Source organism: Chroococcus sp. FPU101, assembly GCF_017312365.1.
GTDB lineage: Bacteria > Cyanobacteriota > Cyanobacteriia > Cyanobacteriales > Microcystaceae > Chroococcus.
The window spans coordinates 46,674-73,373 of the sequence record NZ_BLJI01000024.1 but is presented as its reverse complement, the minus strand read 5'-3'; the positions used below and the strand labels follow the sequence as shown (position 1 = coordinate 73,373).

Genomic DNA, 26,700 nt, shown 5'->3' with positions numbered 1-26,700 from the left:
ATTTCGACTAAACGAATCGCACTTAATCTACTGCTTCATAGTCACTGGCCATTGTTTCATCTGCATCATAATCATAGGATTCGCTCGATTCTGGCTCAACCCGAGTATAGGTTCTAAAACCTGTTCCAGATGAGGTTGCAGTGGATGGGCGATAGGGGGCGGTTGGTGCATTGGCAGTGTTCGTTCTGGTAGTAGTGGCCATCTCAATGGTTTGATCGGGTCGCGTTAAACGGGTAGGATCATCTGGATTAGCATTAAAGGTTTGAGTGTTTTGATTGACTTTTGCTCCAGTATAAATTCGCGTTCCAATTTCTAGAATGACTTGTCTAAATTCTTCGATATAGGTTTTCAGTTTTTCAAGACTAACGCTATTATCTTTTAATCCTGCTTCTAACTGTTCTTTTTTGCGTTGACTCAAGATTTTTAGATCTTCACTAATGAGTTGACCATTTTCTTTAAGGGTTGTCTCATGGGTATGGAATAGGCTATCGGCTTGATTTTTGATCTCGATGATCAGCAGACGACGACGATCGTAATCAGCGTATTTTTCGGCTTCCGATCGCATTCGATCAATTTCTTCGCTTTTTAGTCCCCCAGTATGGCTAATTAAAATACTCTGCTCTTTACCTGTACCTTGATCGTGGGCTAAAACTTTTAAAATTCCATTCACATCAATTTCAAATGAAACTTCTATTTGTGGTACACCTCTTGGCGCAGGTGGAATCCCATTAAGAAGAAATTTCCCTAGATTTTTATTGTCTTTCGCCATCGCCCTTTCGCCTTGTAACACCTGTATTTCTACAGAAGTTTGTCCATCGGCTGCGGTGGAAAAGATTTGTGATTTACTGGTGGGAACGGTAGTATTACGATCGATAATTTTGGTGAAGACTTCCCCAAGGGTTTCAATGCCTAAAGATAAAGGGGTCACATCAAGGAGTAGAATGTCTTGAATGTCTCCCCCTAAAATGCCTCCTTGAATGGCTGCACCAAGTGCGACGGCTTCATCGGGATTGATCGAGCGATCAATTTTACTGCTTGGGAAAATCTGTTGGATCATTTGCTGTACGGCTGGAACACGAGTCGAACCGCCGACTAAGATGACACGTTGAATGTCTTGGGGTGTTAATTCACTGTCTTTTAAGGCTTGTTGAACTGGGCTTTTAGTTCCTTCGACAAGTGCTTGCGTTAGTTCATCAAATTTGGCGCGGGTGAGTTCGACTTCTAAATGTTTTGGCCCATTTTCATCGGCACTGATAAACGGGAGATTAATGGAAGTAGTTCCCATCGTTGAGAGTTCAATTTTGGCTTTTTCTGACGCTTCTCTCAATCGTTGAATCGCCATTTTGTCGGTGCTTAGATCGATTTTTTCTGAATTTTTAAAATTCTCAATTAGCCAAGAGACTAAGACGTTATCAAAGTCATCACCTCCTAAATGGTTATTGCCAGAAGTGGATTTAACTTCAAAAACGCCGTTTCCGATCTGTAAAATTGATACGTCAAAGGTTCCACCCCCTAAATCAAAGACTAGAATTTGTTGCTCTTCGTCTTGTTTTTCTAAACCATAGGCTAGGGCGGCGGCGGTTGGTTCATTAATAATTCTTAATACTTCTAATCCTGCAATCACTCCCGCGTCTTTGGTGGCTTGTCTTTGGGCATCGGTAAAATAAGCGGGAACGGTAATAATTGCTTCGGAGACGGGTTCACCTAAAAAATCTTCGGCATCTTTTTTGAGTTTTTGCAGAATCATCGCGCTGATTTCTTGCGGGGTAAAATCTTTGTTCCGAATCCGTACATTTACGGTGTCTTCTCGGCCTTTGTTACATTGATAGGTAACGTGCGATCGTTCTTGTTCGGTTTCCGCCCAGCGTCGTCCAATAAAACGTTTAATACTATAAACCGTATTCTCAGCATTGGTAACGGCTTGACGTTTAGCCAATTGTCCTATTAATCGCTGATTCGCCTTACCAAATCCTACGATACTTGGCGTAGTGCGTCCGCCTTCCGAATTGGGGATAACGATGGGTTGTCCTGCTTCTAGAACAGCTACACAACTATTCGTCGTCCCTAAATCGATCCCAATGACTTTTCCCATAATTCTTATGCCCTAATCATATGCTTCAGACTCACGCATGAACAAAGAACCGTCTTGTTTAATCAGTCTTTTGTTAAACTAATCAAGCGCAGAAGCTTTCAAGATATCGATTTTTTTTAATAAAATGATTGTTTTGAGAGGGGTCAGTTGGAGAATTTTTTAATTCAACTGAAAACATTTTTAAAAATCATTAGTCACAACGAAATTAATCGCGTGAGCTAATGACTTCAAACTTGTTCTAAATTGAATTAGAGTCGCTGGTTTCTTCTTCATACAATTGACGATCGTCATTACTTGAGTCAGAAACCTGATCAGGATCTTGAGCGGCAGCCACTTTGACCATAGCGTGACGCAGAACTTGATCTCCTAAAAGATAGCCCCGTATTAACTGTTCTATCACAGTTCCTTCTGGATATTCATCCGTATATTCTCGTAGCATTGCTTCATGATAACTCGGATCAAAAGGCTGTCCTTCGGGGCGCATTGCTGAAACACCAAGGCGTTTTAAACCATCAACAAAGTTTTTATATACACTTTGATAGCTTTTATGAATGCCCATTTCGCCATCGGTAGTCGGTTTAAGTTGAGTTCTGGCCCGATCAAAGTTATCGATCACAGGTAATAATTCAGCAATGGTTTTACATTTGATCTGAATTTCTAAGTCTTCTTTTTCTTTCTGTGTCCGTTTCCGAAAATTATCAAATTCAGCCGCTAGACTTATGTAGCGTTTTTTGTGGGCTTCAGCTTGTTGGGTTTGCTCATCGAGTTGTTTAGAAAGCGTGGCGATTTCCTGTTCTAAGTTCGCCATGAGAACCTCAGGAGACACATTTTCTTGTCCAGAAGTGGCGTTAGAATCTTCTGTTGAAGACCCACGCGTAGCCTGATTTGTTGTTTGAGGATCAACAACAGATGATTTAGGGTCAGTTTCGCCCATTGACCCAAAAGAAGATTCTAAATTTTCTAAATTTGTCTCTAATGGTTTTTGTTCTTCACTCATAAGACGATTATTGGAGTCGCAATTAGCTTGTATTTTTGGTCATTATTTGGGTTTCCCTCTCAACTAATGTAACATTTTGTGGACATTGACGCGGTTCAACCGAATTGATGAAAAAATAAGCACAAAAGGTAGATTAGATGGGTTGTTCAAAGATCACTCGTCTTGTAGTCCTGAAATTTCAGTTTTTTTACTTCTGCGATCAATTTAACCTCGATTTTGGGAACACTGAGAAGTAGTGACGAGGTTATTAGGATTTTATGACGAATGCTTCAACTTCAAAACGGACACGGGCCGTTGCTTTAAGAAACTATTTTTCGCCTTTTGGTAATAAACTGGTACAAGTTGGCTACGCTGCACCCGATCAAATGCAACAAGCTTTGATTGAAACCCGAAAAACAGGTCGTCCGTTAACCGATGTCTTGCAAATGATTACTGGAAGACCTCTACCTCCAGATTTGCAGCGACAGTACAAAAAAAATCAGCTTTTTGAATTAAAGATTTTGTTTGGGGTTGAATTTCTCGATCCAGAAATTAATAATATTGATGCAATGGAATCGGCTCGATTAATCGATACGTTGATTCCAATTGATATTTGTCGTCGTTATCGCCTAGTCCCCCTCAGACGCATTGAAGGGTTATCACCTTCTATTTTAGTGGCGATGGTCGATCCCGATAACCTCGAAGCTCTCGATGATGTTAACCGAATTTTACGCCCTAAAGAATTAGGTTTACAGCGTTTGGTCATTACGCCCGAAGATTATGAGCGATTATTGGAGCAGTATCACGGGGTGCAGGGTGAACTGGACATCGAGCGTAAAAGACTTCTTAAAGAAAGAGAAATCGAGAAATTAGCCGATATTACGGAAATTGTTGAAAATATTGATGCTTCAGTAGCTGCCGCGAAAGATGAGGCGACTGATGATTTAGAGTCTGGTGATGCCAATGAAGCACCAGTGATCAATCTTGTCAACAAAATACTCGCTAAAGCATTACAAGAAGGGGCATCGGATATTCACGTTGAGCCACAAGAAGAGGTTCTTCGCATTCGATTTCGCAGAGATGGGGTACTGCAACAAGCTTTTGAGCCTTTACCGAGAAAGGTTACTCCTGCTGTGGTGGCACGTTTTAAGATTATGTCGGATCTCGATATCGCCGAACGAAGACTACCCCAAGATGGCAAAATTCGCCGTTTATATCAAGGGAGAAAAGTCGATTTTCGGGTCAATACGCTACCCAGTCGTTACGGTGAAAAAGTCTGTTTACGGATTTTAGATAATAGTGCGACGCAACTGGGGCTAGATAAATTGATTACCGATGATCAAACTCTCGCAATTGTCAGAGATTTAGCCAGTCGTCCTTTTGGTTTGATCTTAGTGACAGGGCCAACAGGTTCAGGTAAATCGACCAGTCTTTACTCGGTTCTCGCAGAACGAAATCATCCTGGAGTCAATATTAGTACGGCTGAAGATCCGATCGAATATTCTTTACCTGGTATCACGCAAGTTCAAGTCATTCGGGAAAAAGGGATGGATTTTTCTTCAATTCTACGAGCCTTCATGCGACAAGATCCCGATGTGATACTGGTGGGTGAGACACGGGACAAGGAAACGGCAAAAACAGCAATTGAAGCAGCTTTAACAGGTCACTTGGTCTTAACCACTCTACACACCAATGATGCAGCAGGTGCGATCGCTCGTCTAGACGAAATGGGTGTAGAACCGTTTATGATTTCGGGTGCATTACTGGGCGTTCTAGCACAACGTTTGATGCGTCGCGTTTGTACCGAATGTCGTGTTGCTTATAACCCGACTCGCCAAGAATTAGCTCATTTTGGCTTGACGGCTTCTAATGAAGAGGAAGTGATTTTTTATAAAGCCAATACCTTAACCCTTGATGAAATACAAGAAGCCCGCGCTACTAATAAATTGTGTCAAAAATGTAGTGGCAGTGGCTATAAAGGACGCGTTGGTGTTTATGAGGTGATGCGGAACAGTGAACGCTTACAAGTCATGATTAACGAAGGTGCGACGACAGACCGCATTAAAGAAGTCGCTGTTGAAGAAGGAATGATTACCCTACTGGCATATAGTCTTAACCTTGTCCGTCAAGGATACACCACCCTTGAAGAAGTCGAACGGGTGACCTTTACTGATTCGGGTTTAGAGGCTGAATTAAAAGCAAAACGCAAAAGTGGTCTAACCTGTCGTACCTGTAGTGCTGATTTACAGCCTGAGTGGTTGGATTGTCCTTATTGTATGACTCCTCGATTTAATGAACACTCAGCTTAAAAAAAACTAGGAGAGTAATTGCTGTGGAATTAATGATCGAAGATTTAATGGAACAATTGGTAGAAATGGGTGGCTCAGATATGCACATTCAAGCGGGCGCACCCATCTATTTTCGCATTAGTGGTAAGTTAGCCCCAATTAGTGAAGAATTACTCACCCCGCAAGTAGCCCAAAAATTAATCTTTAGTATGCTTAATAATACTCAACGCAAAGAGTTAGAGCAGAATTGGGAGTTGGATTGTTCTTATGGGATTAAAGGACTAGCACGCTTTCGGGTCAATGTGTATAAAGAACGAGGCTGTTATGCAGCTTGTTTACGGGCTTTATCTTCAAAAATCCCTAACTTTGAGCAACTCGGTTTACCTGAAGTGATTCGAGAAATGTCGGAACGTCCCAGAGGTTTGATTCTCGTGACGGGACAAACGGGTTCAGGTAAAACAACAACTCTAGCAGCCATGTTAGACCTGATTAACCGTACTCGCGCTGAACACATTCTCACAGTTGAAGATCCAATAGAATATGTGTTCCCAAATGCTAAAAGTCTATTTCACCAACGCCAAAAAGGAGAAGATACGAAAAGCTTTGCGAATGCGCTACGGGCGGCTTTGCGCGAAGATCCCGATATCATTCTTGTTGGGGAAATGCGGGATTTAGAAACCATTAGTTTAGCAATTACGGCAGCAGAAACGGGTCACTTAGTGTTTGGTACCTTACATACTAGCTCGGCGGCGGGTACGATTGATCGGATTATTGACGTTTTTCCAGCAAATCAACAAGCGCAAATCCGTGCGATGTTGTCTAATTCATTACTCGCAGTGTTTAGCCAAGCGTTAGTCCAAAAAAGAGCTCCAAAACCGGGTGAATTTGGTCGGGCGATGGTGCAAGAAATTATGGTGGTTACTCCTGCGATCGCAAACTTAATTCGAGAAGGAAAAGCCGCTCAAATTTATTCATCGATTCAAACGGGTTTGAAACTGGGTATGCAAACGATGGAACAAGCTTTAACTAATTTGGTGGTTAATGGCACGATTTCTTTTGAGGAAGCAATTTCTAAAAGTGGTAAACCCGATGAATTGCAGCGTTTGATTGCAGGTGCTAAACCGATCGCCACTGGGAATAGACGCTAAACCGATCATCTCAAATTTTTATTTTAATATAACGCGAGGATGAAGCAATGCCTACTTTTGTCGCCCAAGTTAAAAATAATTCTGGAAAGGTTTTTAAAGAAAAAGTCGAAGCGATGTCCCCAGAACAAGCTCGAATGCTGCTGAAGATGAAATATGCTTCGGTTGGTAAAATTAATAAATCGGGCATGGAAATTGATTTATCAAGGTTTGAATCGGCTTTAAGTAACGTTTCGATTAAAGATAAGGCGGTTTTTTCCCGTCAATTTTCGGTCATGATCAATGCAGGTGTGGCTATTGTTAGATGTTTGGGGGTGTTATCGGAACAATGCGGTAATCCCAAGATGAAAAAGGCTCTTACTGCGATTAGTGCCGAAGTACAGCAAGGAAGTCCGTTATCTGAAGCAATGGCTAAACATCCTGAGTGTTTTGATCAGCTTTATGTGAGTATGGTTGAAGCGGGTGAAGCGGGTGGGGTCTTAGATGAAGTCTTAAACCGTTTGGCTAAATTATTAGAAGATATGGCCCGTTTGAAGAATCAAATTAAATCAGCGATGGCTTATCCTGTCACCGTCGGAGTTTTAGCGATTATTGTTTTCTTTGCAATGACGATCTTTTTGATTCCAGTCTTTGCCAAAATTTTCCAAGATTTAGATGTTCCTTTACCTGCACTGACACAATTTATGTTGTTTTTAAGCAGTATTATGCGTAGCTGGAAGATTCTAATTCCGATTGGTGCCATTATCGGTACAAGCTTTTTTCTACGAAACTATTACAAAACGCCAGCAGGTCGCCTACAAATTGATGGTTTTATGCTGAAGATGCCGTTATTTGGTGAATTAAATGAAAAAACAGCAGTAGCCCGCTTTTGTCGTGTTTTCGGAACGTTAACTCGTTCGGGTGTTCCGATTTTAAATTCCCTAGAAATTGTCTGTAATACGGTGGGTAATCAAGTGATTGCTAATGCGGTTAGTGCGGCTAAATATGAAATTCAACAAGGGGGTATGATGAGTCTCGCTTTACAACAAGAAAAAGTCTTTCCCCCTCTAGCGATTCAAATGATTAGTATTGGTGAGGAAACTGGGGAATTAGATTCGATGATGATGAAAGTTGCTGATTTTTATGAAGATGAGGTAGAACAAGCCGTTAAAGCTTTAACCAGTGTCATTGAACCGTTGATGATGGTGATGATTGCTGGTTTGGTGGGAACGATTTTGCTATCAATGTATTTACCCATGTTCAAAGTTTTCGATGCTTTGGGTTAGAAAAAATTGCTCTTTGGAGACGTGATTAGAACGCGTCTCTATTTTTATAAAAAAGATTGACAAATATCTAATTATGTGGTTTTCAAAATCTTTTTCTAATTTTCCACTTCAGATCAGCTAAAACTCAGGTTAAACTAAAGCGAGTAACCGAGTCATAGAATTTATGAAAGTTTTACAAATCGTTCCTTCATCTCACTGATTTATGGAGGCCCGAGTCAAATGGTGATTGGTCTCTCATCAGCACTGGCACGACAAGGTGTTGAAGTGACGATTTTAACTACTAATTCTAATGGTGATGTGGGTCAACCTCCTTTAGATGTTCCTTTAGCAAAACCGATTTTAGAAAATGGCTATCAGGTTATTTATTTTCCCTGTTCTCCGTTTCGTCGTTATAAATTTTCTCTCGGTTTACTCAATTGGTTAGCTAAAGAAGCTCATCGCTATGACATCGCTCATATTCATGCTCTATTTTCTCCCGTTAGTACGGCTGCCGCTACAGTTTGCCGTCAGAAAAAATTACCCTATTTGCTGCGCCCTTTAGGTACACTTGATCCAGCCGATTTACTGAAAAAACAACATCTTAAAAAGATTTATGCTGCACTTTTAGAAAAACCCAATATAGCTGGTGCGGCGGGGATTCATTTTACAAGCGAACAAGAATGCCAGATATCTGAACGATTTGGCATTCATACTCAAGATTTTGTGGTTCCTTTGGGTGTTAATTTTCCAAAATCCATACCTGAAAAAGGCAAAATATCTCATCAGTTAGGAATTCCGCATCAGGTTCCTTTAATTGTATTTATGTCGCGCATTGATCCAAAAAAAGGATTAGATTTGTTATTACCTGCGTTAGAAACTTTATTAGACAAAGGAATCGATTTTCATTTTGTCTTAGCGGGGAGTAATCCTCAAGATCCAATTTATGAAAATCAGATTAAACAACGAATTGAAGGTTCAGTTTTAGCTAAACATACAACGATTACGGGATTTGTTGAAGGCGAGGTTAAGTTAGGTTTATTACTAGATGCCGATTTATTAGTCTTACCTTCTTATTATGAAAATTTTGGGATTGCGGTTGCTGAAGCGATGGGAATGGGTACACCAGTAGTCATTTCCGATCAAGTTCATATTTGGGAGGCAGTCGAAAAAGCGGCGGCAGGTTGGGTTACTCAATGTCATGTAGCCGATTTAACCCAAACTTTACAAATCGCCTTACAAGATCCTTATGAACGGGAACAACGCGGAAAAAATGCTCTTTCGTTGGTGACAGAACAGTATAGCTGGGATGCGATCGCACAAAAAATGATTACGGTTTATCAACAAGCGATTAAGTAGGTGGGACAAACCCACCCAACTTATTTAGGCTGCTGATAAATTGAGACTAAAACGAGTATTGCTGGCTGCTACAAAAACACTGTTTTGTTGTATTTTAAGGAAGTAGGTTCCTGCGGCTAGAGCTTTTGAAAGGGTAAGAGGCGCACTAATTTGAGAACGAGACTCATTCAATTCACCATCATCAATTTGATTATCGTTATTCTCATCAAAGTAAAGTTCTAATGTTGGTGCATCGGCATTACTAACAATATTAAAGTTGCCAATGGTTAAGTTTAAGGTACTAGGTGTTGCGACATTAAAACGATAAAAATCTGATGGATCGGCAACACCAACAAAATTTTGTAAGCCTATAATATTACTGGTAAGTGTACCAAGATTTAAGGCAGTGTTAGCCGTTTCACCAGGATCGGGTCTAGCGGGAATCATTGGGATTGTTGTTGCGGAAAAGCCTAAAGTATAGTTGGCGTTGGTGGTCAAATCAGAAGTAAAAACTCTAATGTAGTAAGTTCCTTGACCTAAAGTACGGCTAAACGCAGAAGAAGGAGTGTTATTAGAGCGTGAGAAAATCTCCTCATTCGTACCACCATCGTTTAAATTATTACCATTACGGTCATAGATAATTTGTAAAATTAATGGTCTACTGGTTCCACTAATTGAAATATTGACATCTGACGTAGTCGGAATCAAAACTCGATAAATATCATTTAAAAAGTTGTTATTTAGATCACTACTATTAATTTGTTCGCTAATTGTTCCACTGCGTATATTATTAAAAGTACCTAAATTCGCGGCTGTTGCTAGATTAAAATTATTATGGCCAGGTGTAGTCCCTGTCGGAATAGCAAAAGGTGTATTACCCGAAAGACGACCTTCATTAAAGCCATACGCTTCAAAATGATTTAAAGCTTGCTGATTTGTGACAATTCCATTTAATCCTAAATCTGGATTATTTGCTCTATACACATTAACATTAAAATAGTCCGATGCTTGTCGTCCTTCATTAATTCCAGAAAATTCAAAATGATTAAAAAGTTGTTGACTATTCAAACCCGCAGTAGCTAAATCTGGATTATTGTTGACATAAAACACAGGATTATAAGACAAAGATAAACGACGACCTTCAAAAATGCCATTAGTTCCAATATGTTGTAATAATGCTGTATAGGATAAATTAGCGGCTTTTAGATCTGGATTAGCTGCTTCATAAATTCCTAAATCGACGACTGGAGAAAAACGGCGTTCTTCTGTAATACCATTGCGTCGTAGGTGATCTAAAAGTTGTGCATTGCCAAGAGTTGCTAAATCCCCATTAGCAGATTTATAAAATCCTAAATCGACTATAGCAGAAGCGCGCCTACCGTCATTAATTCCAAAACTTTGATAATGATCAAAAAGCTGCTCATTCGTTGTAATTCCTGCTGTTGCTAAATCTGGATTAGCTGTTTGGTAAAAACTTAAATCAAAAAAAGGTGAAAATCGTCTTCCTTCAAAAACACCAGTATTAGCTAAATGGGTATAAAGTCCAACTCGCTCAAAATTAAAAGCTGCTGCTACATCTGGATTACTCGCGCCGTAAAAATTTAGATCGGCAAATCGAGAAAATAATCTACCTTCATTAATCCCAGAGGTAAAAAAATGATTAGTCAGTTGTTCATCCGTTGTCAATCCTGCTGCTGCTAAATCTGGATTGACTTCACGATAATAGCCGACATCAAATAAATTAACTGCCATAATGTTTTTATCTCAAACAATTTTTTCTATATTATCTGATTTTTTATAAATTGTCGTTATCTTAGTCAAATCAGGAAAAAGCAAGGGCAAGTTTATTCTTACTTCTTCCTTAGACTCGCTACACTAAATTGAGTGAAAGTCGGTAAGTAGTATTAGTTTGAAAATTGGCAGAATTAACTCTTAGAAAATAAGTACCATCCACCAATCTTTCTGTAGAGCTAAACGCCGAAGAACTACGGCCAATATTGGTTATAAGATCTGTTGTATCAACTTGACCATTACTATTAGCATCATAAACTAAAATAGTATTAACAGATTCAGTGAGAAGATCTACATTAAATCTAACATTTCTTTCTGTATTGGGTTGATTAATAATGTTAAAACGATAAATATCTGTTCGATCAGCCGTGCCAACAAAATCACTAAATACGCTATTTTCAGTCAATATACCCAGATTTAAAGCTGTTTGCAGAGAATCTCCTGGATCAACAGAAGTTGTCGGAAGATTGGATGTTGTTGCTACAGAAAAATTAATATTATAATTTGTATTGCTACTACTTGATGATGGTTGAACTCTGACATAATAAGATCCTATTCCCAATGTTCCAAATAAAGAAATTGAGGAGGTAGAAGTATCAAAACTGATATACTCTATTTCTATTTGTCCATCATTATTTTGATCGAATATTAGCTGCGCATCTACCGAGTCTTGTCCAGTTAAACCATTAATTTGTACATCAACGTCGCTGATCGTGTTAAGATAAAAACGATAAATATCGCTATTATCTACCACACCGACAAAATCTTGTAAATTAATCGTTGCGTTATTGAGAGTACCTAAATTTAAAGCAGTGGTTAATGTATCACCTGGCTCAACTGGGTTACTAACTTTAATAGTCGTTGCTGATGGTGTTAAAGTATAGTTGATAATACTATCTGTTCTGGGTGTAGAAACAGTTAGATAATAAGAGCCAACACCTAAAGTTTTAGCAAATTCAACTAAAGAACCTGTATTGCTACTAAAAATACTTTCTCCAGCTTCAATCAATCCGTTATTATTGCTGTCATAGATTAGTTGAGCGTTAACTTCTCCATCGATGCTCTTAATTGAAAACTCTATGTTTGTAATTGTTGCTAAAGTAAATTGATATATATCATCTCGATCTGAATTGCTTAATTGTTGATTAAGATTAGCAATTCTACGCCCTAAAATAACGCCTAATTCCGCTGAAGTGCTAAGAGTATTGCCTGGATCTTGAGTAATATTATATCCAGCATTACTTATAATTCGATTTTCTTGATAACCAAATGCTTCAAAATGTACTATCGCTTGCGAAGGTGTATTGAATCCAATTTGTACAAGATCGGGACTGTTAGCTAAATATAAAGGTGCATTAAAAATAGCAGAACCTACACGTCCTTCTTTTAATCCTAAAGCTTCAAAATGCTCTAATAGCCCTTGATTACTTAAACCCAAATTACTTAAATCTGGATTAAAACTGCGATAAAAATTAGGATCAATAGTATAGGAAAATTGGCGATTTTCTGATAATCCAGTTATTTCTAAATGTTCAAGCAGGGCTTGATTATTTAAAGTAGTTAAGTCTGAATTTAGAAATTTATATAAATCAAGATTAACAAACTGAGAGAATTGTCTACCTTCGCGTAATCCATTATTTCGTAAATGATCGAATATTTGAGTATTGTTTAAAGCAGCAATGTCACTATTAGCAAAACGATAAAAGTTTAGATCAACAAATTGAGAAAAAATGCGTCCTTCATTTAATCCAAAGCTATTGATATGATCAAATCTCTGTTCATTGTTTAAAGATGCTAAATCAGGATTTGCCAAACCATAAAAATTTAGATCAACAAACTGAGAAAAACGTCTACCTTCTTGAACTCCAGAGTTAGATAGATGACTAGATAATTCAGCATTGCTAAAACTAGCAATATCTGGATTACTAGCACGATAGAAGCTTAAATCAACTAAACGAGAAAAAGAACGATTTTCATTAATTCCAGTTGTCAAAAAATGATCAACTAATTGCTCATTTGTTAAGTTTGTAAGATCAGAGTTAGCTTGTCTGTAATAATTTACATCTAAAAGATTAACAGTCATTTTAGAGTTTTTTGGTAATGAATTAGGTTAGTTTTCGTATACTCTCTAATGACTTTTTATTCTTTTTTTTGTTCCAAATTTTTTAAAAATTAAATTAAGGAGAAAGATTTGATTTTAGTCCCTTCTCCAATTTGAATTATCTTCTCTTGCTAAAACCGATAACCTAAGCTATAAGTTCCTCGAATAGTAGAAGTTTCAGGTGTAATTCTCACGTAGAAAGTAACTGCCGTTTCACTTGCTATACTCCGCAATCTAATGTTCGGATTAGATGAATTCCCAATTTGACTAAAAATTATCTCTTCAGGTTCAAAAATTCCATTGTTATTATTATCAAGAATAATTTCCGCTCTCACTGAACTACTGATATTAAAAACCTGCCCGACAAAACTTCCTTCTTCGGTTGTTGTAAAGCGATAAACATCTGCTGAATCAGAGGTACCGACAAACTCTTTAAACTCAATAGTATTTAAGGTTTCTGTTAAAACGCCTAGATCTAAAGCGGTTGCTGCTGTTTCTCCTGGATCTCTAGATGTAGTGATGCCACCGATTCCTGTAGCTGATAAATTTAACCCATAGTTTGTCTGTTGATTAGCGGATGCTTGTTGCACAATCAGATAATATGTTCCTTCTGCAAGGTTGCCGCCAATATTACCAGAGGTGCTAGTTACAAGAGTACTAATAAATTCTCCTGCATCACCTTGTCCATTCGCATTTCTATCATAAACTAATAAATAATTAACTTGAGCTTGTAAATTGGTGATTTGTAAATTGACATTAGAGGCAGCCCCAACGGTAAAACGATAAACATCTGTTGGACTATTATTATCAACTATTTCCTGAATTGAACCACTACGTCCAGTGGTAAACGCCCCTAGATTTGTCGCATTTCCTAATGCTGTTCCTGCCGTTGCTGCGGAAATCGCCACGCTATTTGCTACTCGTCCTTCGCGTAAACCTCTAATTTCATAATGATAGAGTGCTTGTTGAGGTGTTGTGATACCATTGGCGACCAAATCTGGATTACTACCTAAGTAAAAACCTGAATTATATGAATCTGAAGCTTGTCGAAATTCATTCAATCCAGAAGTTGCAAAATGTCCTAAAAGTTGCCCACTATTTAATCCCGCTAAATCTGGGTTAGCAATGCTATAAAAAACTGGATCATAGGATACTGAAAGACGACGACCTTCTTGAGAACCAGATAAAACCAGTTGATTAAATAATGTTCCGTTATCTAAAGAAGCTAAATCTGGATTATATTCTCGATAAAAATCTAAATCAACAATGGGTGAAAAGCGTTGTCCTTGACGAAGTCCAGACGATTGTAATTCTCTAAATGCTAAAACACGATTATTATTTACTGCAGTTGCGGTAGCTGATAAATCTTGATAAGACGCAATATATTGTAGATAAAAATTAACATCAACAAAAAGAGATGATCTACGTCCTTCGGCTAAACCAGATACTTTAAAATGTTCGAGTAATCCTGCATTATCAAAACCAGCTAAATCACTATTAGCTTGTCGATAGTATTGAATATCAAAAAAGGGTGAAAATCGTCTTCCTTCAACTAATCCTGCTGTTTGAACATGATTATAAAGACCTTCATTATTTAAGCCAGCAGCAACTAAATCTGGATTAGCACTTTGATAAAATTGAGTGTCGTAGAAAGGGGAAAAACGACGACCTTCTAAAACACCATTATTCGCTAAATGCTCGTATAAGGCTCGATTATCAAAGATCCCTGCTAAATCTGAGTTACTTGCTCGATAAAAATTTAGATCAGCAAAACGCGAAAAGGCTCTAGCCTCATAAATCCCAGAGGAAAAAAAATGATTGGTGAGTAGTTCGTCTGTTGTTAACCCAGCTGCTGCTAAGTCGGGGTTAGCTTGACGATAGTAGTTAACATCAAATAAATTAGCTGTCATTCTTGCACCCAAATACTAAATTGTATAATTAATCTAAATGATTTTTGTAAAAAAATTGGGAAGACAAAAAAATCGTTATGCTTGATGAATAACTGATTTTTCTTTTTCTTCCCGTATGGTTTATCACAGAATCTTGTTCTAAGTCAAGATGGTTAATCCTTAATTTTGTGGGTAAGTGGGAAATAATTCTCTTGGAAAATCTTCTGCTGTTAGACAAATTTTCATTGCTTGTACTGGTGTCGTTTCTTCACCGTTTCGAGACAGTGCAATAACGCATTCTGAATAACGACCTGGCAACAAACTACGACGACAAGATTCTAAAGCAAACAATAAAGGGTTAGCTTCCACTTTAGAAGATGCTTCTAGACTTAGAGGGGTTCCTTCTTGAGTTTGATAGGAAGCAGTTGGTTCGGTGGCTGCTATCGGTACTGAACGATTAATGTCGGTGACGCAATTGGCTAAATCTACAGGTCGTCTGACTTGATAACAAGCTTCTAGGGCATCTTCGGGGTTAATGGTTGTTCTGCCTTTGATTTGACCAACGCATCGTGATAATTCTCTAGGAATGAGGGCATCGGAACAAGCAACTTTAGCTTTTTCGATAGGTACACCTGTTCCAGCTATTTGTCTCACACAAACATCAAATTGATTTCTTGCTGATGCGGGTGCTGTAGGAAAAATCCAAATTCCTAAGCCTGTGGGAAGTGTTACGATCGCAGCCCATGTTAAGATTTTTTTCTGATGTTGATTCATTTTAAGCAGATAGATCTAATAAATTACTAGCATCATAGCCAGAGAGCCAAACTTAAATCAAGTAAATCTAATAAAAGGGAACAGATTTTCTATTCCCTTAAATTAATTATTAAGATTAGTATTCGGGTACACTTGGATCAACTTCTCGACTCCAAGCCGTAATTCCTCCTACGACGTTAGTTCCTTCAATACCCGATTGTTTGAGGATATTGAGTGCTTTAGCCGAGCGCATCCCCATTTTGCAATGAGCAATTAGACGATGACCATTAACTAATTCTTTGACTTTTTCAACACCCGAACCGTCTTCAATATCAGGTAAAGGAATTAAAATTGCCCCTGGAATACTAGCTATTTCGTATTCATTGGGGTTTCGCACATCAATTAATACATAATCATCAGCATCGCTATCTAAAAGCTGTTTAAGTTCAACCACTGTCATTTCTGAAAGTTCCATTGCCTGCTGTACCTCCTGGGCTTTTGCTTGGGGAATTCCGCAGAACTGCTCGTAATCAATCAATTTGTCAATTACAGGACGCTCTGGATTCGGTCTGAGTTTCAATTCTCTAAATTTCATCTCCCAAGCGTTATAAAGTAATAAACGCCCACTGAGGGTATTTTTTGCCCCCAGAATAATTTTAATTGCTTCGGTTGCTTGAATCGTACCAATGACACCAGGTAACACGCCTAAAACCCCACCTTCGGCACAAGAGGGTACCATTCCTGGTGGTGGAGGTTCGGGATATAAATCGCGGTAATTTGGCCCACCTTGATAGTTAAAGACAGTTGCTTGTCCTTCAAAGCGGAAAATTGAACCGTAAACGTTGGGTTTATCTAATAAAACACAAGCATCATTGGTTAAATAGCGCGTCGGAAAGTTATCAGTACCATCAATTACAATGTCATAGGGTGCTAAAATCTCTAGAGCATTCGCTGAAGTGAGTTGAGTTTCATATAAATCAACTTGACAATCAGGATTTATTTCTAAAATACGGTTTTTGGCCGAGACAATTTTAGGTTTACCAACCCAAGAAGTTCCATGAATGATTTGACGTTGTAAGTTGGAAGTATCAACAATATCAAAATCAACAATTCCAATTTGTCCAATACCTGCCGCCGCTAAATATAACAGTAGGGGTGAACCTAGTCCGCCTGTACCAATACATAGTACACTTGCGGCTTTAAGTTTTTTTTGGCCTTCTAGACCAACTTCAGGCAAAATAATATGGCGAGAATAACGTTGATAGTCCTCGAAAGAAAGTACAATCTCTTCCAAGTTAGGATTTAGCATAGTCTTTTTTAAACCTTTTTCAGGTCTTAAATATACAGAGGCGCAAGAAATGTATTTTAGCAAATCTTGTATTTACCAACTATCTATCATAGATAATTTGATGCCGATTCCTCTAGTGTTGGCTTAATGTTTTTTTACAAACTCTTAGTTGCAAAAGTATTACATTGATTCATATCCCCTGATTGAAATCCTCTGGTAAACCAACGAACCCGTTGCGCTGAGGTGCCATGTGTAAAGGAATCAGGTACAACATAACCTCTTGATCTAGACTGTAAGCGATCGTCACCAATTTGACTAGCTGCATTAAGAGCTTCTTCAATGTCGCCTTGTTCTAAAACATTTCTTTCTCTTTGAGCTTGATTTGCCCAAACTCCCGCCAAACAATCGGCTTGTAATTCTAAACGTACTGAGAGTTGATTAGACTGAGCTTCACTAGAGCGTCGTCGTGCTGCATCGACTTGTTGGCTAATACCAAGTAAGGTTTGTACGTGATGTCCAACTTCATGAGCAAGGACATATGCTTGAGCAAAATCACCTGGTGCATTTAGTTTGTTTTGCAGTTCCCGATAAAAGCTTAAATCAATATAAACTTTTTGATCACGAGGACAATAAAACGGCCCCATTGCTGCTTGAGCATAACCGCAAGCTGAATCAACTGAACCCGAAAAAAGGACTAATTTCGGTTCTACATACTGTCTTCCCATCTGACGAAATTGTTTTATCCAAACATCCTCGGTATCGGCTAAAACTACTGATATAAAGTCTTTGGTTCTATCTTCTTCAGGTGAACCCGAATTGGGTGAGGTTTGCTGAGGGATTCCAGATTGTAAAATGATTGATGGATCGATTCCTAAAAACATCGCAATCAGAGCTAAAACAATTGCACCTAAACCCCCACCGACGACGGGAACCATTCCTCCACCTCGACGGTCTTCAACATTATCGCTTCTGCGCCCCATTTGCCAACGCATAATTTAATCCCTCAATCGTTTTGTGGTTTCATTATACAGAATATAATTTTGTGATCTGGCTATCTATTAAACTAAAGAATTATTTTAATCTTTTCAAGAAGAGCCAAAAATTTTCTCTAAACTTTCTTGTAGAGTATCCTGCATCACAATTTGATTTTCATAAATGACGATTACCTTAGCCAACGTAGGGACACCATTTTGATCAGCTACTAAATATAAAGGTTCTACATATAATAAAGATTGTTCAATTGGGATAATCAAAAGATTACCCTGTAAAACTTTTGAACCTGCTCGATTCCATAAGGAAATTTGCTGAGAAATAGTAGGATTTTGATTGATTAAGGCTTCTAACTGATTTGGGCCAAATACTAATTGTTGTTTAGGAAACTGATAAAGTAATAATTTTCCATAATTAGGCGTATCAGAACGCGCTGCTAACCAACCTATTAAATTAGGGCGACTGGTTGGTGTATAAGGTTGTAACAAGACAAATTCTTCATCTTTTTCCCCTGGTAATTTCATAATTAAATGATAGGGTTTTACGTCTTGCTGTTCAGTGCCATAGATTTCTTGCGGAATTTGCCATTGATCTTCTCGGTTATAAAAAACTTTTGGATCGATCATATGATAAGTTAACAGACGTTCAGCTTGAGCGTTAAATAAATCATCTGGGTAGCGGATATGAGTTTGTAAATTTTTGGGCATAGCCGCTAAAGGTTTAAATAATTCTGGAAAAATTTTTGTCCAAGTTTGAATAATTGGATCTTCTGGGTCAGCAATATAAAAATTGACATCGCCATTATAAGCATCAATCACAACTTTGACAGAATTACGAATATAGTTAAAGTTGCTTTTTCCTGGATCTGAATAGGGATAACGATCGCTAATTGTATAACCATCTATAATCCAAAATAGCTTACTATTATTAGAGATTTGTGCTTCATTGCTAATATCAGCTGCCACAAGATAGGGGTTTTGATCGTAATTGAGAAAAGGTGCGATCGCTTTCACTCTTTCTCTAATATTTCGTCTGAATAATAATTTTGTTTCACGCGTAAAATTTCTCGTAAACAGCATTTGCCAATCCTTGAGATAATCAGCAAATAAAGCGATTTTTAGCGGTGAATTTAGCTTAATACCACCAGTCCCATCATAAGTATTAAAAGCATTTTCATCACCATTAGGAAAATCGAATTCTTTAACTTTGGTCGAAGTAAAAATATAGTTATCCGTCAATTCGCCAAAATAAATCCTTGGTTTTCCAATAGGAATACTTTCTTGTACTAATTTACTAGAAGTTCTTAATGCACCTGGTTCCTCTGTGGTTCCGATATCTTTAACAAAGTAGTATGGTAACCCCCCTTGCGCTGCTAAATTAACAGGTGACAGTGTAAAACCATAACCATGAGTATAAACTAAATGATTATTGACCCATGTTCTAGCAGACTCAGGTAAAGCTGTATAATCTAATTCCCGCGCTGATATAATAATTTGTTGTTTTTCTTTAAATATTTCATCTTCTTGTCTTGTTTGTAGTTGAACTGGATAACGATCTATATCAGCATCAGGAAATTTATAATAGAGTCTAATTTGTTGTAATTGACGATTTGCTTCTAATAAAGGACGAGAATTCCAGAGACTAATATTGTTGATCGTTAGCTCATTTTCTTGTAATATTTGTGAAGTTAAATCGCCACTTGGATTAAATACCTTAGCTTCAATACGATTTAATGCAAACGCTGTTCTAGTGCTAGAAATAGAACGAGAAATAAAAATTTTTTCTTTTTCAAGTTCATTGGGTTCTACAATGATTCTCTGTACAGAATCCCGTAAGATGAATCCAAATATAATACAACTAAAATAAAAAGCTACAGGAATTAGGATTAAAGTTAAACTTCTTTTATATGGTAAAAAATAAAAAACTTTTTTGAGTAAATTTTTTCCTGTTATGGCTCGCCAATAAAAAAACAAACAACAGAACAAAGCAATCAAGAATAAACTAATTTCTAAATATTGCTGTATGTAAACATCTGTAAAACTTGCACCATAAACAACTCCTGTAGTTGAATAAACTAATTGAAAGCGTTCTAAAAGATGGCGTAACGCTAGAAAGAACATTAAACTTCCCCAAAGAACACACAGATGGCGCATTTGCTCATTAGAAAAGCCTGGGAATTTACCTTGAGCAAGACTATCTGCAGATAATAAATAAATTAAGCTAACTGCTAAGATAGCTGTTAATAGTAAGCCTTCTATCCATGAAGCTAATAACTGCCAAACAGGAATCGTAAAAATATAAAAACTAATATCTTGATTAAATTGTGGCTCAAGAAGATTAAAAGAAGTTCCATTAATAAATTTAAGAATAACCTCCCAATTTAAGGCAAATAAAAAACCAAACAGAACACTCATTAAAACAGCAACTATTCTTAAAACCCATTTTGGTTTAATTAAGACAAAGCTCACAAATGTAATAACAAGACTTAATTTACGCACATCTTTAATTAAATCCTGACCCACTTGATGTAACCAAAAAAGTGTAAATGGGGTTGATTGAGAAGCTCTAATATTAGGAAGATAAAAATCGGGAGTCCAAGCTCTACGAATAATTTGAAAATATCCTAAGATGGTTAAACCGAGCCAAATTGATATTGCTCCTACTACAATTAAGAACCAGAGAAACCTCAGTTCTAGAATTTGAGGGATCATTGCTGATTTTCCTACTGGTTGTGATTTTCTCTCTAGAAAGCTAGGTTCTGTATTTGGTTGTGGTACTACGTTCCATTTCCACTCTTGAGCAGACTGTAAATTACTTAATAAAAACCATAAAGAAAATAAACCAACACTAAGACCTAGTAATAACTGCCAAAATAATTTTTTGAGAAAGACACTTAAATAATTAACTTCTTCAAACCATAAAATTTCAGCTATAAACTTACTGAGAAGTCCTAAAGTCAGTATAGTGCCTAGTACAATGAGTAAAATTTGGTATTGATGAAACTTTGTCCGTCTTAGCATAGTTATCATAACGCTACGATTATTTAGATTATAGGCACTATACAGATAAAAACTCTATCAATCTTATTTATTCATCGCTTTATATCCAAAATTTCTTGTTCTTTCAGTAACCCTCTTCATTCATTGAAAAGAAATCATCGAATTTGATATAACTTCATAAACTTGGAGTAACAACTCATGTAGTTTGAAGCTATGTAACAAAATATGAATTAATATAAAGTTTTTGACCTATTCTGAATATAGTCTTTAAGATAAAAATTAAAGAAGACAAATTTGACGAGGTTAAAATTTAAAAAAGTAAAGCAAAGACAATCGCGAACATCAGATCAATTATAGAAGAAGAACAATCGTTTTTATCTAGATATTTGTTATTTTTCAATTTAACTTAAGTTTCTCTATATTAAGCGAATCAACTGAATAACGTCCAGCCAATTACGGTAATGAGGATGGTCTAATGTATGAAGATTTTACATACATCACGGATGAAAGTTTTCTCTCTAATTATTGGTTAGAAGAATTAGTCATCTGTCACCACTGCAAAGGTAAAAGGGTATTGTACTTAGAAAACAGTTCTAGAATGGTGATTTGTGAAGTGTGTAAAGGCAGTGGCATGATTAAACGAAGATACCAACAACAATTAGTAAATTAATAAAACCGCTACACAAAAATACAGATTTTGACTGAATAAGCGAGGGAACTAATATGGATGGGTTTTACCCCATCCTTTTTCATGTCTTTTATACTTATTGAATAGTATTTAAAACTGCTTCAAGATAAGTACAGTCTATTCTTACAGAGAGACAGCAAGAGAATTTATAATCATCATCAGTAAATATACTAAAAGTTTTTTTGCTTTTATTTTTATACATAGTGAATCTACTAAACTTTTTAATTTTTGGTCTTTTATCAGTTAAATAAACAGAAAGATTTCGTATAATTAATGTTTAGATAATAAATGATTAAATAATTGGTTTAGCTCGGAGTAGAGAGCATGAGCCGTAGTATTGAACGAGTTTACATAGGCCTTCCAGATCATTTGGCAAATAATGTTTTATAGGTTGAGCGAGAATCCAGAACTAATCCACTTTCACATTTGCCTGGTGGTTGCGATATTGTTATTGAGTACTCTGATGGAAAGGTTTTCGGTTACGATAGGATTAAATGTACATATGCCTACATCAGCAGCCTACCCATCGGCTCGGCTGAGATAGTAGATTTATATGCTAGAAAATATAATGAACATAATTTTAACGAAGTTTCGTTTGAACGAGTGTGGAACACTGGAGACGGAGATTATGATTCAATGTTAGCCGCGCTAAAAAAATTTGATGGTAACTATACTTATAATGGAGGTCTTCTAGATAAAGATCTAAGTGCGATTCTTGATATTTTAATATCTTAACCTGATAATAACAATAATTACTTGTTGAAACTGTGCTAGAGAAATTTGATATTAAACTAACCTAATAAAGTTTAGCAGCCGTCATCTCGGCTTCTGTTAAGCTTTTTTGATAAATTCGCGCGAATCATCTCCAAGCCAAGCTTAAAGCTTCTTACGAAATCTATTAATTGAGTGCGAGCAATTAGTTAAAATAAAGTTGCTTAAGAAGTTTTTTAAGGAAAAAATCATGATAGATGAAGCAATTCTTGAACATCGTTTAGCAACTCTTGAGCAAGAGGTCGCTAACCTTAAACGTATATCTAATAATGACTCCATCTCTAAAAATTGGCTTGATAAACTTATTGGCTCAATTTCTGATGAATCGGCTTTTCTAGAAGCTTTAGAGTACGGACGTTCTTTTCGCCAAACAGATAAACAGTCGTGATATACTAAAAGTTTTTCTAAGTAGAGACGCGGATTTCACGCCTCTACAACTAGCGTTACACCATTGCTTCTTGTTCTTTTTGTTGAAGAACCGCATACAAACGATTTAAGGCAATTAGATAAGCTTTAGCCGAAGCGACGATAATATCGGTATTCGCCGCGTGACCCGAATAAATACGGTCTTCATGCTTAATGCGAATCGTCACCTCTCCCATCGCGTCAATGCCACCTGTCACCGATTTAACCGAAAATTCGATTAACTGGTTAGGAACATCAACCACACGGTTAATCGCCTTATAAACTGCGTCAACTGGCCCTGTTCCAATGGCTGCATCCATTAATTCTTCGCCGTTTGCGTTTCTGACAATGACTGTAGCGGTTGGACGAGCATGATCACCACAGGACACTTGTACTAATTCTAGGCAAAAGACTTCGGGAGCGTTTTGGATTTCATCATTAACAATGGCTTCTAAATCCCAGTCTGTGATCTCTTTTTTCTTGTCGGCAACATCTTTAAACCGCAAGAAGGCTTTATTAAGATCCGTTTCTCCAAGATCAAAACCCAATTCTTTCAAACGCGACTGAAAAGCATTACGTCCCGATAGTTTACCTAAAACGATTTGGTTATTGGTTAAACCGATCGATTCAGCATCCATAATCTCGTAGGTTAGCTTATGTTTTAGCACACCATCTTGATGAATTCCCGATTGATGGGCAAAAGCATTCGCCCCGACTATCGCTTTATTCGGTTGTACCATCATGCCAGTGAGATTCGATACCATACGAGAGGTTTTATAAATCTCTTTGGTATTAATCTGGGTTAAGGGTTCGGTCGATTCGGCGGGTCGTCCAAAGAACGGATTAAAATAGGAACGTCTAACATGAAGTGCCATCACTAACTCTTCTAGTGCTGCATTTCCCGCCCGTTCACCGATGCCATTAATCGTACATTCTAACTGTCTCGCCCCATTTTTCACGGCTTCGAGAAAGTTGGCGACGGCTAAACCGAGGTCATTGTGTCCATGAACAGAAATAATTGCTTGATCGATATTGGGGACATTTTCTTTAATTCCTCGAATCAATGCGCCGAATTCTGCGGGTGTTGTATAACCGACGGTATCGGGAATATTAACTGTTGTTGCCCCAGCTGCGATCGCTCTTTCTAAGACTTGATAGAGAAATTCTGGATCGCTTCTTCCTGCGTCTTCGGGCGAAAATTCTACATCATTGACAAATGTTTTAGCATAAGCGACCATTTCAGGCACGATGCTTAAAATATCCTGACGTGTTTTTTTGAGTTTGTATTCTAGATGAATATCTGAAGTCGCGAGAAAAGTGTGAATTCTGGATTTAGCGGCGGGTTTGAGGGCTTCTGCTGCTTTTGCAATATCTTGACGTGTGGCGCGGGCTAACCCACAAATGGTCGGCCCATTTTCACTACCAATAGCTTCAGCGATTTTTTGAACGGCGATAAAATCACCTGGACTTGCATAGGGAAAACCCGCTTCAATGACATCTACTCCCAGTCGTGCCAGTGAACGAGCGATCGCTAATTTTTCATCTACGTTGAGTGTTGCCCCTGGGGACTGTTCCCCGTCTCGCAAGGTGGTATCAAAGATGATAATTCTGTCTGTTTGTTGATTCATAGCGTGATCTACTCTTGACTTAACTGGATTGGGAGTTTTTTGATTTAAGTCTATAGAATGAATTATACTACAGAATTTTTTTGATCAAAGATTAGCCATCTACTTTTTCGATTGTGCCGCGAATATCGTTTAAATCAATGTATCGATCCGTCACATTTCTCAATTCTCTTGCGATCATTCCTTCAGTAGATACCACAGTAATATGAGTATTTTTTGATCTTAAAAGCTCGATCGCTCTTTCAAAATCTCCATCACCGCTAAATAAAATTACTCGGTCATACTGTTCTACTGTATTAAACATATCGACGACAATTTCTATATCTAAGTTCGCTTTTTGGGAATAACGACCTGAGCTATCATCATAATATTCTTTAAGGATTTTTGTTCTAACGGTATAGCCTAAGCTAATTAAAGCATCTCTAAAACCTCTTTGATCTTGAGAATCTTTTAAACCTGTGTACCAAAAAGCATTAATTAAAGATACATAAGGATCATTCGTAAAATATTCTAAAACTCGTTTAGGATCAAAAAACCATCCATTTTTTTGTTGAGCATAAAACATATTATTTCCATCTACAAAAATTGATAGTCTATTTCTAGGATAAATACAGGTACACTGATGAGAATTTGTCATAAAATATACAAGCAAAATTTAATATAAATAATCTGATATAAGGACAGATTTACTATCTTAAAAAAGACAGCATAATCTGACCAAAAAAAATTATTAGATAATAAGTAATTTAGCTTTTACTATAATCGTAAAAGTTTTAATTATATTAGGAAGTAGGACGAGATAATAGTTAGTTTATTGGATTTTACAATAGACAGGACAGCTAGACCTAGAAAGAAATTCTAGAGCAGTCTTGATTAAATTTATCCCTAAAGATAACAATTATGTCAAGTCATCCGATCAACTGCCGCTTTTAGCAATGGATCGGATAACCCAAATTCCACGAGTCAATTTTTTATTTTAAGCTTGATTAAGCCTCATAAGAACACCAATCACTCCAACCACCAGGGTATAATTTGACATTTTGTCGTCCAGTGAGGTTCAAAGAAAGAAGATTAACACAGGCAGTTACACCAGAACCACAATACAGAATCATGTCCTCTGCTGTTTGATATTTCTCCCAGAGACGCTGTTGTTCTTCAATGGGACGCAGATAACCCGCCTCATCCGTTACTTCTCCCCAAAAAGAATTAACCGCCCCTGGGATGTGACCTGCAATGGGGTCGATGGGTTCTCGTTCCCCACGATAGCGATCGCCTTCTCTAGAATCGACTAAAATAACGGAATCATTGTCTGAGAGGGTTTTAACCGTTGTATAATCGACAATTCCTTCCTCACGAATTTGAGGAATAAATTGAGTCGGAGTTGCTTGGGGGATGCGCACCGCTTCGCGGATCTCTTCGAGATCGCTAATGGGATAACCAGCATTTTTCCAACATAACCAACCTCCATCGAGAACAGAAACTTGTTCATGACCTAAATAACGCAATAGCCACCAAAGACGCGAAGCAAAAGCCATCCGAGCATCATCATAGGCAATAACCCAAGTCTGTCCCGAACGAATACCCATTGAGCCTAATTTTTCAGCTAGTTGATCAGGGTTTGGTAAGGGATGTCGTCCACCATGTTCAGCGATAGGGGATGATAAATCTTGATTTAAGTCTAAAAAATAAGCCCCTTTGATATGACTTGCCAGATATTGCTGATAGCCCCAATCTGGGTTAGCCAATTGAAAACGACAGTCAACAATTACCACAGATGGGTTATCGAGTTGTTGAACTAACCATGCGCTAGAAACAACCGTCTTAAAATTATTCATTGATTAATTCTGAATGTTTAAGCTTGGAAAAATGCTTCACAATTAATAAACAGTTGCGGTTATCTTCAGTGCGGAGATAGCTTAGATGAGCCGCAATTTTTTGTAAGATTGGTAATCCTTGACCATTAGCAGCAAACTGATCAACATTTTTGCGCTTATTTTGCAAGAAAGCATTAAGATCAAAAGGAAAACCATAATCCCAAATCTTCATTTCTAGGCTATCTTGTTTTAAGATAAGCTCAATTTCGATAGGGATCTCTTTAGGAAGTTCTTTATGAGCATGGCGTACAGCATTTGTAAAGCCCTCAGCAAGGGCCAATTGACACTGTAACCAATCTTGTCTAGGTATCCAAGGTTGATTGAGTTCGTCAAAATACCTCAAAACTTGGTCTAATGCTTTTAGGTCGCTTTCCACCTTAAAGAAAACTTTCAACTGTGCCAAGCCTCTTTTCACGAACATGAAAATAGTAATGGTTTCATGACCC

General features: G+C 37.5%; 18 protein-coding genes and 1 pseudogene. 6 read left to right on the top strand and 13 right to left on the bottom strand.

Annotated features, from left to right (window positions below; all coding sequences use genetic code 11):
• Positions 1 to 22: 22 nt before the first annotated feature.
• Both dnaK and grpE read right to left on the bottom strand, forming a co-directional pair.
• The gene (dnaK, locus tag CFPU101_RS17945; protein ID WP_206816705.1) at positions 23 to 2,092 is read right to left on the bottom strand and encodes a molecular chaperone DnaK; all 2,070 of its coding nucleotides are present in this window, start codon (positions 2,090 to 2,092) and stop codon (positions 23 to 25) included.
• 238 nt (positions 2,093 to 2,330) lie between these two features.
• A complete protein-coding gene (gene grpE, locus CFPU101_RS17940; protein WP_206816704.1) occupies positions 2,331 to 3,089 on the bottom strand; it encodes a nucleotide exchange factor GrpE in 759 nt (252 codons plus the stop codon).
• Positions 3,090 to 3,346: 257 nt separating this feature from the next.
• Between grpE and CFPU101_RS17935 the strand changes: the two genes are divergently transcribed.
• The 4 genes and pseudogenes from CFPU101_RS17935 to hpsP all read left to right on the top strand — a co-directional run bounded on the left by CFPU101_RS17935 (position 3,347) and on the right by hpsP (position 9,101).
• Positions 3,347 to 5,377 (top strand): GspE/PulE family protein, encoded by a 2,031-nt coding sequence (locus tag CFPU101_RS17935; RefSeq protein WP_206816703.1) that lies wholly within the window; start codon positions 3,347 to 3,349, stop codon positions 5,375 to 5,377.
• A 23-nt stretch (positions 5,378 to 5,400) separates the two neighbouring features.
• The gene (locus CFPU101_RS17930) at positions 5,401 to 6,504 is read left to right on the top strand and encodes a type IV pilus twitching motility protein PilT (RefSeq protein ID WP_277988767.1); all 1,104 of its coding nucleotides are present in this window, start codon (positions 5,401 to 5,403) and stop codon (positions 6,502 to 6,504) included.
• Positions 6,505 to 6,551: 47 nt separating this feature from the next.
• Entirely contained in the window at positions 6,552 to 7,766 is a 1,215-nt protein-coding gene (locus tag CFPU101_RS17925; protein ID WP_206816702.1) for a type II secretion system F family protein, read from the top strand.
• Positions 7,767 to 7,929: 163 nt separating this feature from the next.
• Positions 7,930 to 9,101 (top strand): annotated as a pseudogene (gene hpsP, locus CFPU101_RS17920) (hormogonium polysaccharide biosynthesis glycosyltransferase HpsP).
• 24 nt (positions 9,102 to 9,125) lie between these two features.
• Here the strand turns inward: hpsP and CFPU101_RS17915 are convergent.
• From CFPU101_RS17915 to CFPU101_RS17885, 7 genes are all read right to left on the bottom strand, one after another.
• Complete coding sequence (locus CFPU101_RS17915; RefSeq protein ID WP_206816701.1) at positions 9,126 to 10,832, bottom strand: pre-peptidase C-terminal domain-containing protein; 1,707 nt, start codon at positions 10,830 to 10,832, stop codon at positions 9,126 to 9,128.
• Between the two features lie 118 nt (positions 10,833 to 10,950).
• Positions 10,951 to 12,954 (bottom strand): hypothetical protein, encoded by a 2,004-nt coding sequence (locus tag CFPU101_RS17910; protein ID WP_206816700.1) that lies wholly within the window; start codon positions 12,952 to 12,954, stop codon positions 10,951 to 10,953.
• A gap of 149 nt (positions 12,955 to 13,103) precedes the next feature.
• Entirely contained in the window at positions 13,104 to 14,882 is a 1,779-nt protein-coding gene (locus tag CFPU101_RS17905) for a hypothetical protein (RefSeq protein ID WP_206816699.1), read from the bottom strand.
• A 159-nt stretch (positions 14,883 to 15,041) separates the two neighbouring features.
• Positions 15,042 to 15,635 carry a hypothetical protein gene (locus CFPU101_RS17900; RefSeq protein ID WP_206816698.1) on the bottom strand — a complete coding sequence of 198 codons (594 nt, stop codon included), beginning with the start codon at positions 15,633 to 15,635 and terminating at the stop codon, positions 15,042 to 15,044.
• Between the two features lie 115 nt (positions 15,636 to 15,750).
• Positions 15,751 to 16,923 (bottom strand): molybdopterin-synthase adenylyltransferase MoeB, encoded by a 1,173-nt coding sequence (moeB, locus tag CFPU101_RS17895; protein WP_206816697.1) that lies wholly within the window; start codon positions 16,921 to 16,923, stop codon positions 15,751 to 15,753.
• A gap of 134 nt (positions 16,924 to 17,057) precedes the next feature.
• Entirely contained in the window at positions 17,058 to 17,894 is an 837-nt protein-coding gene (locus tag CFPU101_RS17890; protein ID WP_206816696.1) for a neutral zinc metallopeptidase, read from the bottom strand.
• A gap of 93 nt (positions 17,895 to 17,987) precedes the next feature.
• Complete coding sequence (locus tag CFPU101_RS17885; RefSeq protein WP_206816695.1) at positions 17,988 to 20,912, bottom strand: UPF0182 family protein; 2,925 nt, start codon at positions 20,910 to 20,912, stop codon at positions 17,988 to 17,990.
• Positions 20,913 to 22,005: 1,093 nt separating this feature from the next.
• Between CFPU101_RS17885 and CFPU101_RS17880 the strand changes: the two genes are divergently transcribed.
• Both CFPU101_RS17880 and CFPU101_RS17875 read left to right on the top strand, forming a co-directional pair.
• Positions 22,006 to 22,314: a hypothetical protein gene (locus CFPU101_RS17880; RefSeq protein ID WP_206816694.1), complete on the top strand. Its 309-nt coding sequence runs from the start codon at positions 22,006 to 22,008 to the stop codon at positions 22,312 to 22,314.
• A 226-nt stretch (positions 22,315 to 22,540) separates the two neighbouring features.
• Positions 22,541 to 22,738: a transferase hexapeptide repeat containing protein gene (locus CFPU101_RS17875; RefSeq protein WP_206816693.1), complete on the top strand. Its 198-nt coding sequence runs from the start codon at positions 22,541 to 22,543 to the stop codon at positions 22,736 to 22,738.
• A gap of 55 nt (positions 22,739 to 22,793) precedes the next feature.
• Here CFPU101_RS17875 and CFPU101_RS17870 read toward each other — a convergent pair whose 3' ends face one another.
• From CFPU101_RS17870 to CFPU101_RS17855, 4 genes are all read right to left on the bottom strand, one after another.
• Positions 22,794 to 24,383: a 2-isopropylmalate synthase gene (locus CFPU101_RS17870; RefSeq protein WP_206816692.1), complete on the bottom strand. Its 1,590-nt coding sequence runs from the start codon at positions 24,381 to 24,383 to the stop codon at positions 22,794 to 22,796.
• A 91-nt stretch (positions 24,384 to 24,474) separates the two neighbouring features.
• On the bottom strand, positions 24,475 to 25,017 hold the full coding sequence (locus CFPU101_RS17865) for an NYN domain-containing protein (RefSeq protein WP_206816691.1): 543 nt from the start codon (positions 25,015 to 25,017) through the stop codon (positions 24,475 to 24,477).
• Positions 25,018 to 25,366: 349 nt separating this feature from the next.
• Complete coding sequence (locus CFPU101_RS17860) at positions 25,367 to 26,215, bottom strand: sulfurtransferase (RefSeq protein WP_206816690.1); 849 nt, start codon at positions 26,213 to 26,215, stop codon at positions 25,367 to 25,369.
• Entirely contained in the window at positions 26,208 to 26,648 is a 441-nt protein-coding gene (locus tag CFPU101_RS17855) for an anti-sigma regulatory factor (protein ID WP_206816706.1), read from the bottom strand. Before CFPU101_RS17855 ends, CFPU101_RS17860 begins: the two co-directional genes overlap by 8 nt.
• Positions 26,649 to 26,700: the final 52 nt, after the last annotated feature.